The organism is Intestinibacillus massiliensis (assembly GCF_900155735.1).
GTDB classification, from domain to species: Bacteria; Bacillota; Clostridia; order Oscillospirales; family Butyricicoccaceae; genus Intestinibacillus; species Intestinibacillus massiliensis.
The window spans coordinates 391,783-406,566 of record NZ_LT707060.1 but is presented as its reverse complement, the minus strand read 5'-3'; the positions used below and the strand labels follow the sequence as shown (position 1 = coordinate 406,566).

Here is a 14,784-nt window from a genome sequence, read left to right as displayed (position 1 = left end):
CCCACCGCTATTCTATGTATTCCATATCCCTGCGCTCGGCAATGGATTTTGCATAATTGAACCGTTCCGGGTCGGCGTCGCCGTTCTCCACAAAGATAATGGAAAGCCCGGGCAAATAGAGCCGCCTGACCTGTTCCGCCGTGTTCAGCAGCTGTTCCGTTTTCGGGTCGGAGCCACAGCCGTACAAGAACAGTTCGCTGCGCCCCGCCGCCCGATAATAACCTGTGAAGATTATATCATAGACCGCTTTTAAAATGCAAATAAACCCGACCGCCGCGAGCGCGCCGATCACACATTGCAGCCAAATACTCACCATAATCCCTCCTTGGCACATCCTATGCGCGGATGCGGCAAAGCGTTCCCCTAGCCGCGCCCGCCGCGTGCGTGCGGAAGGGTTACAGGCGCAAAAAAGCCCCGCCTGCATCAGCAGGCGGGGCTTTTTAAATCCGTTATGCGGTTTCCGCGTAAAAATTACTCGTTAACCTTGATAACAACGCCGGAACCTACGGTACGGCCACCCTCACGGATAGCGAAACGCAGGCCTTCCTCGATCGCGATCGGGGTGATCAGCTCAACGTCCATCTCGACGTTATCGCCCGGCATGCACATCTCGGTGCCTTCCGGCAGCGCGATAACACCGGTTACGTCGGTGGTACGGAAATAGAACTGCGGGCGGTAGTTGTTGAAGAACGGGGTGTGACGGCCGCCTTCTTCCTTCTTCAGGACGTAAACCTGGCCGCGGAACTTGGTGTGCGGGTGGATCGTGCCGGGCTTAGCCAGAACCTGGCCGCGCTCGATCTCGGTCTTCTGGATGCCGCGGAGCAGCGCGCCGATGTTGTCGCCAGCCTCAGCGTAGTCCAGCAGCTTGCGGAACATTTCGATACCGGTAACAACGGTCTTGCGGGGTGCGTCCATCAGGCCGACGATTTCAACTTCGTCGGACATCTTGACCTGGCCACGCTCGACACGGCCGGTAGCAACGGTGCCACGACCGGTGATGGAGAATACGTCCTCGACCGGCATCAGGAACGGCAGGTCAGCCTTACGCTCCGGGGTCGGGATATAGTTGTCGACAGCGTCCATCAGCTCGCGGATGCAAGCATACTCCGGCGCGGACGGATCCTTGGAGTCGGACTCCAGAACCTTCAGCGCAGAGCCGCGGATAACCGGGATGTCGTCGCCCGGGAAGTCGTAGGAGGACAGCAGCTCGCGGATTTCCATCTCTACGAGATCCAGCAGCTCCTCGTCGTCAACCTGGTCAACCTTGTTCATGAAAACAACGATATAGGGAACGCCTACCTGACGGGCGAGCAGGATGTGCTCACGGGTCTGGGGCATCGGGCCGTCAGCGGAAGAAACGACGAGGATCGCGCCGTCCATCTGCGCAGCGCCGGTGATCATGTTCTTAACATAGTCGGCGTGGCCCGGGCAGTCAACGTGCGCATAGTGACGCGCGTCCGTCTGATACTCAACGTGCGCGGTGTTGATCGTAATGCCGCGCTCCTTCTCCTCCGGAGCCTTGTCAATCGCGTCGTAAGCCTGGTATTCAGCAGCGCCGCCCATAGCCAGGACCTTGGTGATCGCCGCGGTCAGCGTAGTCTTGCCATGGTCAACGTGGCCGATGGTGCCAATGTTAATATGCGGCTTATTTCTTTCGAACTTTTCCTTTGCCATTGTAGTGAATCCTCCTTGTGTGTGTAATCAACAGTCACTGATAAGCTTATTCTACTGGATTTACCTAGAAAATGCAACAGTTTAGTTATCGTTTTTCGCGCGGGAATCGATAATTTTTTCCTGGATGCTCTTCGGCACTTCGGTGTAGTGGCTCGGCTGCATGGTGTACTGGCCGCGGCCCTGGGAGCGCGAACGCAGCGTGGTCGCATAGCCGAACATCTCAGACAGCGGGACCGCTGCGCTGATGGCCTGGACGCCGCCGCGCGGCTCCATGCCCTGGATCTGGCCGCGGCGGGAGTTCAGGTCGCCGATGACGTCGCCCATATACTCCTCCGGGACCATAACGTCAACCTGCATGATGGGCTCCATCAGTACCGGGTCGGCCTTCTTCATCGCTTCCTTGAACGCCATGGAACCGGCGATCTTAAATGCCATTTCAGAAGAGTCGACTTCATGGTAGGAACCATCATACAACGTGACCTTTACGTCAACGACCGGGTAGCCCGCGAGGATACCGGACTGCATTGCGCCCTGGATACCCTGGTTGACAGGCTCGATATATTCCTTCGGGATCGCGCCGCCAACGATCTTGTTGATGAACTCGTAGCCCTTGCCGGACTCGTTCGGCTCAACAATGATCTTACAATGGCCATACTGGCCCTTACCGCCGGACTGGCGTGCATACTTCTGGTCGACGTCCGCGGAGCGGCGGATGGTCTCCTTGTAAGCAACCTGCGGGGAACCGACGTTTGCCTCGACCTTGAACTCGCGGAGCAGGCGGTCGACGATGATCTCGAGATGGAGCTCGCCCATGCCGGCGATGATCGTCTGGCCGGTCTCTTCGTCGGTGTAGGTCTTGAAGGTCGGGTCCTCTTCCGCCAGCTTGGACAGGGCGATGCCCATCTTCTCCTGGCCGGCCTTGGTCTTGGGCTCGATCGCGACGCGGATAACCGGGTCGGGGAACTCCATGGACTCAAGGATGATCGGGTGCTTCTCATCACACAGGGTATCGCCCGTGGTGGTGTTCTTGAAGCCGATGCCCGCGGCGATATCGCCGGAGTAAACCACGTCGATATCCTGACGGTGGTTTGCGTGCATCTGCAGGATGCGGCCCAGGCGCTCACGGTTGTCCTTGGTCGCGTTCAGCACCGAGGAACCGGCCGTGATCGTGCCGGAATACACGCGGAAGAAGGTCAGGCGGCCGACAAACGGGTCGGTCGCGATCTTAAACGCGAGCGCGGAGAACGGCGCGTCGTCGGAAGACGGGCGGGAATCCTCCTCGCCGGTCTTGGGGTTGACGCCCTTGATGTCCGCGATATCGGTCGGCGCGGGCATGTACTCGACAACCGCGTCAAGCAGCATCTGTACGCCCTTGTTGCGGTATGCGGTACCGCACAGCACCGGGATGATCTCTACGTTGCAGACGCCCTTGCGCAGCGCCTTCTTGAGCTCGGCCGCAGTGATCTCCTCGCCCTCGAGGTACTTCATCATGAGGTCCTCGTCCAGCTCGGCGATCGCCTCGACCATCGCGTCGTGGTACTCCTGCGCCTGGTCGGCCATGTCGGCCGGGATGTCCTCGTCGCGGACGTCCTTGCCCAGGTCGTCGTAGTAAACCTCCGCGCGCATCGTCATCAGGTCAACGATACCCTTGAAGGTGTCCTCCGCGCCGATCGGCAGCTGGATCGGAACCGCGTTACACTTGAGGCGATCCTTCATCATGCCGACAACGTTGAAGAAATCCGCGCCCATGATGTCCATCTTGTTGACGAACGCCATACGCGGGACCTTATACTTGTCCGCCTGGTGCCAAACGGTTTCGGACTGGGGCTCAACGCCGCCCTTTGCACAGAATACGGTCACCGAACCGTCCAGGACGCGCAGCGAACGTTCAACCTCAACGGTAAAGTCGACGTGGCCCGGGGTGTCGATGATGTTGATGCGGTGCTCCGGGAACTGGTGCTGGGAGCCGTCCCAGTGGCAGGTGGTAGCAGCGGAGGTAATCGTGATACCGCGCTCCTGCTCCTGTTCCATCCAGTCCATGGTGGCGGTACCGTCGTGGGTATCGCCGATCTTATGGTTTACACCGGTATAATACAGGATGCGCTCGGTCGTCGTGGTCTTACCCGCGTCGATATGCGCCATAATACCGATATTTCTGGTTTTTTCAAGAGAATACTCTCTAGGCATACTTGGTCTCCTTTCGTAAGCTTGAAGCTACACAGAGCGTTATCAGAAGCGATAGTGCGCGAATGCCTTGTTTGCTTCCGCCATCTTGTGTGTATCCTCGCGCTTCTTGACGGAGCCGCCCAGATTATTGCAGGCGTCCATGATTTCGCCAGCCAGGCGCTCGCGCATGGTCTTCTCGCTTCTGAGGCGAGAATACTTGGTGATCCAGCGCAGACCCAGGGTCTGACGGCGTTCCGGGCGGACCTCCATCGGGACCTGGTAGGTCGCACCGCCAACACGGCGTGCCTTAACCTCCAGCGACGGCATGATGTTCTCCATAGCTTCGGTGAACACCTCTAACGGATCACGGCCCATCTTTTCACGGACAATGTCAAAAGCACCATAAACGACCTTCTGGGATACGCCCTTCTTGCCGTCGAGCATGATCGAGTTGACCAGCTTGGTGACGAGCTTGGAGTTATACAGCGGATCGGGCAGAACGTCTCTCTTCGGGATATTACCTCTTCTTGGCACTTTACTTCCCTCCTTCATATAAAGTATGATTTCATTGGTACTCGAAAGCTCATAAAAGCCTACGTGTGGCGCCTGTCCGAGGTTTCCTAAGATGGTAGCCATCTATATCAAAACGCTCAGGACAAAGCGGGTGAACGGCTTCGCACCGTTCATGCTGCTTTGCTGAAACTGTCTTCGTTCAACTTAAAAAGCAGTAACAGCCGGCGGCTTACTTGCCGGCCTTCGGGCGCTTCGCGCCATACTTGGAACGGGCCTGCTTACGGTTGGCAACGCCCTGGGTGTCGAGGGTACCACGGATGATGTGGTAACGGACGCCAGGCAGGTCCTTTACACGACCGCCGCGAACCATAACGACAGAGTGCTCCTGCAGGTTGTGGCCGACACCCGGGATGTAGGCAGATACCTCCATGCCATTGGTCAGGCGGACACGGGCGACCTTACGAAGCGCAGAGTTCGGCTTCTTCGGCGTCATAGTCTTAACCGTGGTGCACACGCCTCTCTTCTGGGGTGCGGACTGATCGGTTGCCTGCTTCTTCTGGGAGTTGTAACCCACCTGAAGTGCCGGTGCAGTGGACTTGGTAACGACAGCCTCACGGCCCTTGCGTACGAGCTGGTTAAAGGTTGGCATTATATTTCCTCCTTCTTTATAAAATATTCTATATTAAGGGGCGTTCCCCCTTAATTAGCGTTCCCTACGGTATCCTGGACCTGTACGACCACAGCGGCGCCGACATCAATGCCCGCAGCGCGCCCTAGCTCCTGCATCGTCGGGACCTCGGTCACTTGGACCCCCAGTTCCTGGCAAAGCTCAAGGATCGGCCGCGTCACCCGCTCTTCCGCGTCGCCCGCGACAAAAACCGCCGCCGCGCCGCCTTCCCGGATGACCTTTTTCGACTGCTTTACACCGACGACTTTGGCCGCCGCGCGCAATTCTGAAAGCATAGATTGACCTCCTATACCGCATACCTGTTTATTATACGCCCGGATTTTGTCCCCGTCAAGCTTTTCGCAAAACATTTTACGCGTTTTTGCCGGTTATGCGTTTTTTCGTCACTCTGATGAATAATAGGGGAACGGCACGCGGCCATTCCCCTATTGTATCCAAAATAATACCGGTTATACTGCTTTAATCCAGCGAAACGGTCTCCTCATAGTGGCCGCCGGTGTACTCCTGCAGGCCGGAGCCGGCAGGGATCAGCTTGCCGATGATGACGTTCTCCTTCAGGCCGAGCAGCGGGTCGACCTTGCCCTTGATCGCGGCTTCCGTCAGCACGCGGGTCGTCTCCTGGAAGGAGGCGGCGGACAGGAAGGACTCGGTCGCAAGGGACGCCTTCGTGATGCCCATGAGGGTCGGCGTGCAGGTCGCCAGGCGGAGGCCTTCTTCGCCCGCGTCGGCGCGCTCCTGCACCTTGTTGTTCAGGTCCTCAAATTCCAGCGCATCGATCACGGCGCCCGGCAGAACCTCCGCGTCGCCGGCGTCCTCGACCTTCACCTTGCGCATCATCTGGCGGACGATAACCTCAATGTGCTTGTCGTTGATATCAACGCCCTGCTGGCGGTAAACCTTCTGGACTTCCTTGATCTCGTAGTCGTGTACCGCGCGCGGATCCAGGATGCGCAGGATGTCGTGCGGGTTGAGCGCGCCCTCGTTGAGCTGCTCGCCCTGGCGGACTTCCTGGCCGTCCTCGACGCGGATGCCGGAGGAGGACGCGAGCTGGTAGCTCTTCATCTCGCCGGTCTCGCGGTTCGTGACGTTGACCGTCTTGACTGTGGTGCGCTTGGACTCCTCGATCGTCACGACGCCCGGGATTTCGGCCAGGGTCGCAACCTTCTTGGGCTTGCGCGCCTCAAACAGCTCCTCGACGCGGGGGAGGCCCTGCGTGATGTCGGAACCCGCGACGCCGCCGGTATGGAAGGTACGCATGGTGAGCTGGGTGCCCGGCTCGCCGATGGACTGCGCCGCGATGATGCCGACGGCCTCGCCCATGCCGCACGGCGTGCCGGCGGCCAGGTTGGCGCCGTAGCAATGCGAGCACACGCCTTTGCGTGAGCGGCATTCCAGGACGGAACGCACCTGCAGGCGGGTAAAGCCCGCGGCGATGATCTTGTCTGCATCCGCGTCGGTCATCATCTGATCCTTGGAAACGATCAGTTCGCCGGTCTCCGGATGGACGACGTCGTCGACCGGGTAGCGGCCGAGCAGGCGCTCCGCAAACGGCTCGATAATCTGGTTGCCTTCCCGGATGTCTTCGACCCAGATGCCCTTGGACGCGCCGCAGTTCTCCTCGCGGATGATCACGTCCTGCGAAACGTCGACGAGGCGGCGAGTCAGGTAACCGGAGTCCGCCGTACGCAGCGCGGTATCGGCCAGACCCTTACGGGCGCCACGCGCGGAGATGAAGTACTCCAGTACGGACAGGCCTTCACGGAAGTTGGACTTGATCGGGATTTCGATCGTCTTGCCGGAGGTGGACGCCATCAGGCCGCGCATGCCGGCCAGCTGGCGGATCTGGTTGATCGAACCACGCGCGCCGGAGTCCGCCATCATGTGGATCGGGTTGAAGCGCTGGTTCTTCATGTTCTCCTGCAGCTTGGAAGTAACCTTCTTGGTCGTGGATTCCCACTCTGCAACCGTCAGGCGGTAGCGCTCCTCGTCGGTGATAAAGCCGCGCTTGTACTTCTTGTCGATCATGGTGACCTGCTTCTCGGACTCATGGATCAGGGTGGCCTTCTCGTCCGGCACCAGCATGTCGGCGACCGCAACGGTCAGCGCGCCCTTGGTGGAGTATTTGTAGCCCATGGCCTTGATGGAGTCCAGCACCTCGGCGGTCTTGTTGAAGCCGTGTACGCGGATGCACTTGTCAATGATCTTGCCAAGCTCCTTCTTGCCGCAGGTAAACATAATTTCAAGATCCAAGTTGGTCTCGTCCGAACGGTCGACAAAGCCCAGGTCCTGCGGGATGCGCTCGTTGAAGATCAGGCGGCCGGGGGTCGCGTCGACGATGCGGGTGACCAGCCTGCCGTTTACCTCGCGGGACATGCGCACCTTGATGGGTGCATGGATGCCGACGATGCCCTGGTCGTAGGCCATGAGCGCCTCGTCCGGGGAGGCGAAGATTTTGCCGGCGCCCGGCTCGGTATCGCGGTCGATCGTCAGGTAATAGGAACCGAGCACCATATCCTGCGAGGGGATGGTGACCGGCTTGCCGTCCTGCGGCTTGAGCAGGTTGTTCGCGGACAGCATCAGCAGGCGCGCCTCGGCCTGCGCCTCGGCGGACAGCGGCACGTGCACCGCCATCTGGTCGCCGTCGAAGTCCGCGTTGAACGCGGTGCAGACGAGCGGGTGCAGGCGGATCGCGCGGCCTTCGACCAGGATCGGCTCAAACGCCTGGATGCCCAGGCGGTGCAGCGTCGGCGCGCGGTTGAGCATGACCGGGTGCCCCTTGATGATGTCTTCCAGCACGTCCCAGACCTCGGTCTTGGCGCGCTCGACCATCTTCTTGGCGGACTTGATATTGGAAGCCAGGCCGTCCTCGACCAGGCGCTTCATGACAAAGGGCTTAAACAGCTCGAGCGCCATTTCCTTCGGCAGGCCGCACTGCCAGATCTTGAGATCCGGGCCGACGACGATAACCGAACGGCCGGAGTAGTCGACGCGCTTGCCGAGCAGGTTCTGGCGGAAACGCCCCTGCTTGCCCTTCAGCATGTCGGAAAGGCTCTTGAGGGCGCGGTTGTTCGGGCCGGTGACCGGGCGGCCGCGGCGGCCGTTGTCGATCAGGGCGTCGACCGCTTCCTGCAGCATGCGCTTCTCGTTGCGCACGATGATATCGGGCGCGCCGAGCTCCAGCAGGCGCTTCAAGCGGTTGTTGCGGTTGATGACGCGGCGGTACAGGTCGTTCAGGTCGCTCGTTGCAAAGCGGCCGCCGTCCAGCTGTACCATCGGGCGGATTTCCGGCGGGATGACCGGGACGACGTCCATGATCATCCACTCGGGCTTATTGCCCGACAGGCGGAAGGACTCGACGACCTCGAGGCGCTTGATGATGCGCATGCGCTTCTGGCCGGACGCGTCCTTGAGCTCCGCGCGCAGGTCGACGGAGAGCTTCTCCAGGTCTAGCTCGTGCAGCAGTTCCTTGATCGCTTCCGCGCCCATCGAGGCCTTGAAATCGTCCTCGTACTTTTCGCGCATGTCGCGGTATTCCTTTTCGGACAGGATCTGTTTCTTGATCAGCGGCGTGTCGCCGGCGTCGGTGACAATATAGCTGGCAAAATACAGTACCTTCTCCAGAAGGCGCGGGGACATATCCAGGATCAGGCCCATACGGGACGGGATGCCCTTAAAGTACCAGATGTGCGATACCGGCGCGGCCAGCTCGATGTGGCCCATGCGCTCGCGGCGCACCTTGGCGCGCGTGACCTCCACGCCGCACTTATCGCAGACCTTGCCCTTGTAGCGGACCTTCTTGTACTTGCCGCAGTGGCATTCCCAGTCCTTGGTCGGCCCGAAGATGCGCTCGCAGAAAAGGCCGTCCTTTTCGGGCTTCAGTGTCCTATAGTTGATGGTTTCGGGCTTCTTGACCTCACCGTAAGACCACTCTCGGATCAGTTCGGGCGAAGCCAGGCCAATTTTAATCGCGTTGAACGTATTATAACTCATGGATTCAAGTTGCTCCTTTCCCGAACCTTACATATCGTCGAAATCGCCGTCGCCGAGGCCGTCCGCGCCGTCTTCCAGCACAGCTTCCCCTTCGCCGTCGTCGCCCTCGTCGCTGTCCAGCGCGAACAGGTCGGTATCGCCCTCCTCGGCGTCGTTGATGCCGAAGCCTGCGGCGGCGAGCTCGTCATCGGCCGCGACAGCCGGCACCTCAGCCAGCGGGCGGCCGAAATCGCCCTCGTCCTCTTCGTCGTCTGCAAGGATGATTTCCTCCATGTTCTCGTCGAGCACCTTGATGTCGAGGCACAGGGACTGCAGCTCCTTGACCAGTACCTTGAAGGATTCCGGCACGCCCGGCTGCGGCACGTTGTGCCCCTTGACAATCGCCTCGTAGGTCTTGACACGGCCGGTGATATCGTCCGACTTGACGGTCAGGATCTCCTGCAGGGTGTAGGCCGCGCCGTACGCCTCGAGCGCCCAGACTTCCATTTCGCCGAAGCGCTGGCCGCCGAACTGCGCCTTGCCGCCGAGCGGCTGCTGGGTGACCAGCGAGTACGGGCCGGTCGAACGGGCGTGGATCTTGTCGTCGACCAGGTGATGCAGCTTGAGGTAGTACATATAGCCGACGGTAACCGGGTTGTCGAACTTTTCACCGGTACGGCCGTCGTACAGGACGCTCTTGCCGTCCGGGCTGACACCCGCGGAGACCAGGGTCTCCTTGATATCGTCCAGTGTCGCGCCGTCAAATACCGGGGTCTCGATCTTCCAGCCAAGCTTCCTGGCCGCAAAGCCCAGGTGTACCTCGAGTACCTGGCCGATGTTCATACGGGACGGTACGCCCAGGGGGTTCAGCACGATGTCAAGCGGCGTGCCGTCTTCCAGGAAGGGCATATCCTCCTGCGGCAGGATGCGGGAGATAACGCCCTTGTTGCCGTGGCGGCCCGCCATCTTGTCGCCGACCGAAATCTTGCGCTTCTGCGCGATATAGACGCGCACGACCATATTGACGCCCGGGGACAGCTCGTCGCCGTTCTCACGGGTAAACACCTTGACGTCGACCACGATGCCGCTTTCGCCGTGCGGCGCGCGCAGCGAGGTGTCGCGCACCTCGCGCGCCTTCTCGCCGAAGATCGCGCGCAGCAGGCGCTCTTCCGCGGTCAGCTCGGTCTCGCCCTTCGGGGTGACCTTGCCGACCAGGATGTCGCCGGCGTGCACCTCGGCGCCCACGCGGATGATGCCGCGCTCGTCGAGGTCGCGCAGCGCGTCCTCGCCGACGTTCGGGATGTCGCGGGTGATCTCTTCCGGCCCCAGCTTGGTGTCGCGGGACTCGGACTCGTACTCCTCAATGTGGATGGAGGTGTAGACGTCGTCGCGCACCAAGCGCTCATTCAGCAGGACGGCGTCCTCGTAGTTGTAGCCTTCCCAGGTCATAAAGCCGATCAGCGCGTTCTTGCCGAGCGCGATCTCGCCCTTGTCGGTCGAGGGGCCGTCCGCAAGGACGTCGCCCTTCTTGACGCGCTCGCCCAGGTCGACGATCGGGCGCATGTTGATACAGGTAGACTGGTTCGAGCGCAGGAACTTGGTGAGCTGGTAGCTCTTTTCGCCCGCGCCGTCGTACTGCACGCGGACCTCGCGCGCGGAAACATAGCTGACCACGCCGTCGCCCTCGGCCAGCGGGATCGTGCCGGAGTCGACCGCGGCCTTGTACTCCATACCGGTCGCCACGATCGGCGCCTCGGTCTTGAGCAGCGGCACGGCCTGGCGCTGCATGTTCGCGCCCATCAGCGCGCGGTTTGCGTCGTCATGCTCGAGGAACGGGATAAACGCGGTTGCAACGGAAACCATCATGCGGGGCGAAACGTCCATCAGGTCGACGTCCTTGCGGTCGACCTCGATGATCTCGTCGCGCATGCGGCAGGTGATACGCGGGTTGGCCAGGCAGCCGTTCTCATCCAGCGGCTCGTACGCCTGGCAGACGATATATTCGTCCTCGACGTCGGCGGTCATATACTGCACCTCGCCGGTCACGCGGCCGGTCGCCTTGTCGATGACGCGGTACGGCGCTTCGATAAAGCCGAAGTCGTTGATGCGCGCATAGGTGGCGAGGTAGGAAATCAGGCCGATGTTCGGGCCTTCAGGGGTCTCGATCGGGCACAGGCGGCCGTAGTGGCTGTAGTGTACGTCTCGCACCTCGAAGGACGCGCGGTCACGCGACAGGCCGCCGGGGCCCAGCGCGGACATACGGCGCTTATGCGTCAGCTCCGCCAGCGGGTTGTTCTGATCCATGAACTGGCTGAGCGGCGAAGAACCGAAGAACTCCTTGATCGCCGCCGTGACCGGGCGGATGTTGATCAGGGACTGCGGGGTGACGATGTCCAGGTCCTGGATGGTCATGCGCTCGCGGATGACGCGCTCCATACGGGAGAAGCCGATGCGGAACTGGTTCTGCAGCAGCTCGCCCACGCAGCGCAGGCGGCGGTTGCCCAGGTGGTCGATATCGTCGGTGGTGCCGATGCCGTTGCCGATGTTCAGCAGGTAGCAGATGGACGCCAGCATGTCGTCGACGATGATGTGCTTCGGGATCAGGTCGGTGATGCGCTCCTTGACCTGCTCCTTCAGCTCCTCGCCCTGGAACTGTTCAACCAGTTCCTTGAGGACGACGAAACGCACCTTTTCGTTGATGCCGAGTTCCTCTGCGGTAAAGCCGGTGTACTCCTGGAAGTCGTTGATGTCGACCATGCCGTTGCCGAACACCTTGACCGCACGGCCTTCGTTCGACTCGATGGTGACGCCGTGCACGCCGCGGCGGTCGATCTCGCGCGCCTTCTCACGGGTGAGGACCTCGCCCTCTTCGGCCAGGATTTCGCCCGTCATCGGGTCGGTGACGGTCTCCAGCAGCTTGTGGCCGGTGATGCGGCGGGCGATCGCCAGCTTCTTGTTGTACTTGTAGCGGCCGACGGCGGAAATGTCGTAGCGGCGCACGTCAAAGAACAGCGAATTGATCAGGTTGGACGCCGACTCGACGGAGGGCGGCTCGCCCGGGCGCAGCTTCTTGTAGATTTCGATCAGCGCTTCCTCGACCGTCTTGGAAGGGTCCTTTTCCAGGGTCGCGATGATGCGGTCGTCCTCGCCAAAGGCCTCCTTGATCTCCGCGTCCGACGTGACGCCGATCGCGCGGATGAAAGAAGTGATCGGGATTTTGCGGTTCTTATCGATGCGGACGTAGAAAACGTCGTTCGCGTCGGTCTCATACTCCAGCCATGCGCCGCGGTACGGGATGACGGTGGCGGACAGGATCGCCTTGTCCGTCTTGTCAAGCTCGCGGCCGAAGTATACGCCCGGGGAACGGACGATCTGGGATACGATCGCGCGCTCCGCGCCGTTGATGATAAAGGTGCCCGAATCCGTCATGCGCGGGAAATCGCCCATGAAGATTTCCTGCTCCTTGATTTCGCCGGTCTCCTTGTTGCGCAGGCGCATGCGCACCTTGAGCGGGGAAGCATACGTCGCGTCGCGCGCCTTGCATTCCTCCACGCTGTACTTGGGCTCCTCGTCCAGGGTGTAGTCCAGGAAGGACAGCTCGAGGTTGCCGGTGTAGTCGGTGATCGAGGCGACGTCGTTGAAGACCTCGCGCAGGCCGTCGGTCAGGAACCAGCGGTAAGACTTCTTCTGCACCTCGATCAGGTTCGGCATCTCCAGGACCTCGTCGATGCGGGCAAAGCTCTTTCTAGTGGTCTTGCCGTGCTGTACGTCTTTCACCATCATGTTGTACCCATCACTCCGTTTCTTTCCGCTCAGTGTATTCATGTGATACGCCCGGAGGCGTGGTTAATTTTGCGAATTGCCTCTTGCGCCCGGGAATCAGGCGTGCTATCATAATGATAGGTATTTATGCACATCCCTTAATTTGTGAAGCGTTTTATTATACCATTATTTTGTGGTGTGGGTCAAGGATATTATTGTATAAAAAAGCAGACGTTATAACGTCTGCTTTTATTTTTTCGTCTAAAAAACCCGCAAAACCGACCCTGCCCGCGGAAAAACGACGCGGCGGGAAACTGGCCGGCGCAAGGGTTGCGGGGGTAAACCCGCCGTCCGGCCTGCCCGCGCACACCGGTGGCGCCGCCCAGGATACGGCGTAGCCGGCGGCGGCTTCCCCGCCCGGACGGATGCGGGGCGATAAATTTTTTTGCAAAAAAAACGGGGGGCAAGCGCCCCCGGTGCCCCGGACGCCCTTGCCCCCTGTGTACATACGCCTGTTTTACAGCACCTTTGCCAGGAAATCCTTCAGGCGCGGGTTTTGCGGGTTTGCGAAAAATTCCTTCGGCCCGTTCTGCTCCATAATGTAGCCGCCGTCCATAAACAGCACGCGGGTGGCAACCTCGCGCGCAAAGCCCATTTCATGCGTCACAACCACCATGGTCATGCCGTCCTCGGCCAGTTCCTTCATGATCTCGAGCACCTCGCCGACCATTTCCGGGTCGAGCGCCGAGGTCGGCTCGTCAAACAGCATGACATCCGGGTTCATAGCAAGCGCACGCGCGATCGCAATGCGCTGCTGCTGGCCGCCGGAAAGCTGCCCCGGGTAGGCGTCCGCCTTATCCGGCAGGCCGACGCGCTCCAGGAGCTGCAGCGCGCGCTTTTCCGCCTCGTCCGCCTTCATGATGCCGAGCTTGACAGGCGCCAGCGTGATGTTGTCCTTGACCGAAAGGTGCGGGAACAGGTTGAACTGCTGGAACACCATGCCCATCTTGCGGCGGATCAGGTTGATATCGCACTCCTTGGAGGTGATGTTCATGCCCTCGAAGACAATATCGCCGCCAGTTGGCTCCTCCAGCAGGTTGAGGCAGCGCAGGAAGGTCGACTTGCCCGAGCCGGAAGGCCCGATAATGACGACCTTTTCTCCCTTTTCGATATTTTCGTCAATCCCCTTGAGCACCTCATGGTCGCCAAAGCTTTTTTGCAGGTTTTTAACGCTTATCACTTGCGCGCAGCCTCCTTTCCAACAGTCCGAGCAGCTTGGTGAGGATCAGCACGATTACCAGGTAGATGATGGCAAGGCTGATATACGGTACATACGGCTGATAGGTTTTGGTTACAATGACCTGCGCCGCTTTCGTCAAATCCTGGCCAGCGATGACCGTTACGATAGAAGTCTCCTTGATCAGCGTAATCAGCTCGTTGCCGAGGGCGGGCAGGATATTCTTCACCGCCTGCGGGATGATGATGTACCACATCGTCTTGGCGTAGTTCAGGCCGAGCGACCGCCCCGCCTCCATCTGCCCGGCGCTGATGGACATAATGCCGGAGCGCACGATTTCCGCCACATACGCGCCGGAATTGATGCCAAACGCCAGGATTGCCGTGACCACGATCTGCGTATCCCCGCGCGGCTTTAGGATAACAAAGCCCATGATCAGGAGCTGCACCATCATTGGCGTGCCGCGGATGACGGTTAAATACAGCTTGCAGATGGCGTTTACGATGCGCAGGACAATATTCGGCGTGCCGCGTTTGGAGTCGTGCGCGGAGCGGATCACCGCGATGATTACGCCGATCACGACGCCGAGCAGCAGCGCGCCCAGCGTGATGAGGATGGTCACCTTCAAACCATTGGTAAAAAACTTCCACCGATCCTGATAAATAAACGTCTGATAGAGCTGGAAAAACAGGTTTTGCAGCCACTCCGGCATTGTAGCAAGCCAGCCCGGTCCCGCGGCCAGCCAATCCGCGAAATTGATTCCGCCCACAGCGTA

General features: G+C 60.2%; 10 protein-coding genes. All 10 read right to left on the bottom strand.

What is annotated here, in order from left to right; genetic code table 11:
• Positions 1–7 precede the first annotated feature (7 nt).
• The 10 genes from CZ203_RS13405 to CZ203_RS13355 all read right to left on the bottom strand — a co-directional run bounded on the left by CZ203_RS13405 (position 8) and on the right by CZ203_RS13355 (position 14,778).
• Positions 8–316, bottom strand: a complete 309-nt coding sequence (locus CZ203_RS13405) for a hypothetical protein (RefSeq protein WP_087066603.1) — start codon at positions 314–316, stop codon at positions 8–10.
• A 155-nt stretch (positions 317–471) separates the two neighbouring features.
• Positions 472–1,674 (bottom strand): elongation factor Tu, encoded by a 1,203-nt coding sequence (tuf, locus tag CZ203_RS13400; protein ID WP_087066602.1) that lies wholly within the window; start codon positions 1,672–1,674, stop codon positions 472–474.
• 81 nt (positions 1,675–1,755) lie between these two features.
• Positions 1,756–3,861, bottom strand: coding sequence for an elongation factor G (gene fusA, locus CZ203_RS13395; RefSeq protein WP_087066601.1), 2,106 nt, complete (start codon positions 3,859–3,861; stop codon positions 1,756–1,758).
• A 42-nt stretch (positions 3,862–3,903) separates the two neighbouring features.
• Entirely contained in the window at positions 3,904–4,374 is a 471-nt protein-coding gene (rpsG, locus tag CZ203_RS13390; protein ID WP_200809489.1) for a 30S ribosomal protein S7, read from the bottom strand.
• Positions 4,375–4,582: 208 nt separating this feature from the next.
• The gene (gene rpsL / locus CZ203_RS13385) at positions 4,583–5,002 is read right to left on the bottom strand and encodes a 30S ribosomal protein S12 (protein WP_087066600.1); all 420 of its coding nucleotides are present in this window, start codon (positions 5,000–5,002) and stop codon (positions 4,583–4,585) included.
• A gap of 50 nt (positions 5,003–5,052) precedes the next feature.
• A complete protein-coding gene (locus tag CZ203_RS13380; protein ID WP_087066599.1) occupies positions 5,053–5,316 on the bottom strand; it encodes a L7Ae/L30e/S12e/Gadd45 family ribosomal protein in 264 nt (87 codons plus the stop codon).
• 184 nt (positions 5,317–5,500) lie between these two features.
• The gene (rpoC, locus tag CZ203_RS13375; RefSeq protein ID WP_087066598.1) at positions 5,501–9,031 is read right to left on the bottom strand and encodes a DNA-directed RNA polymerase subunit beta'; all 3,531 of its coding nucleotides are present in this window, start codon (positions 9,029–9,031) and stop codon (positions 5,501–5,503) included.
• Between the two features lie 27 nt (positions 9,032–9,058).
• Entirely contained in the window at positions 9,059–12,790 is a 3,732-nt protein-coding gene (gene rpoB, locus CZ203_RS13370) for a DNA-directed RNA polymerase subunit beta (RefSeq protein WP_087066835.1), read from the bottom strand.
• A 499-nt stretch (positions 12,791–13,289) separates the two neighbouring features.
• Positions 13,290–14,012, bottom strand: a complete 723-nt coding sequence (locus tag CZ203_RS13360; RefSeq protein ID WP_087066596.1) for an amino acid ABC transporter ATP-binding protein — start codon at positions 14,010–14,012, stop codon at positions 13,290–13,292.
• Entirely contained in the window at positions 13,999–14,778 is a 780-nt protein-coding gene (locus CZ203_RS13355) for an amino acid ABC transporter permease (RefSeq protein ID WP_407927740.1), read from the bottom strand. Before CZ203_RS13355 ends, CZ203_RS13360 begins: the two co-directional genes overlap by 14 nt.
• Between the last annotated feature and the right edge of the window lie 6 nt (positions 14,779–14,784).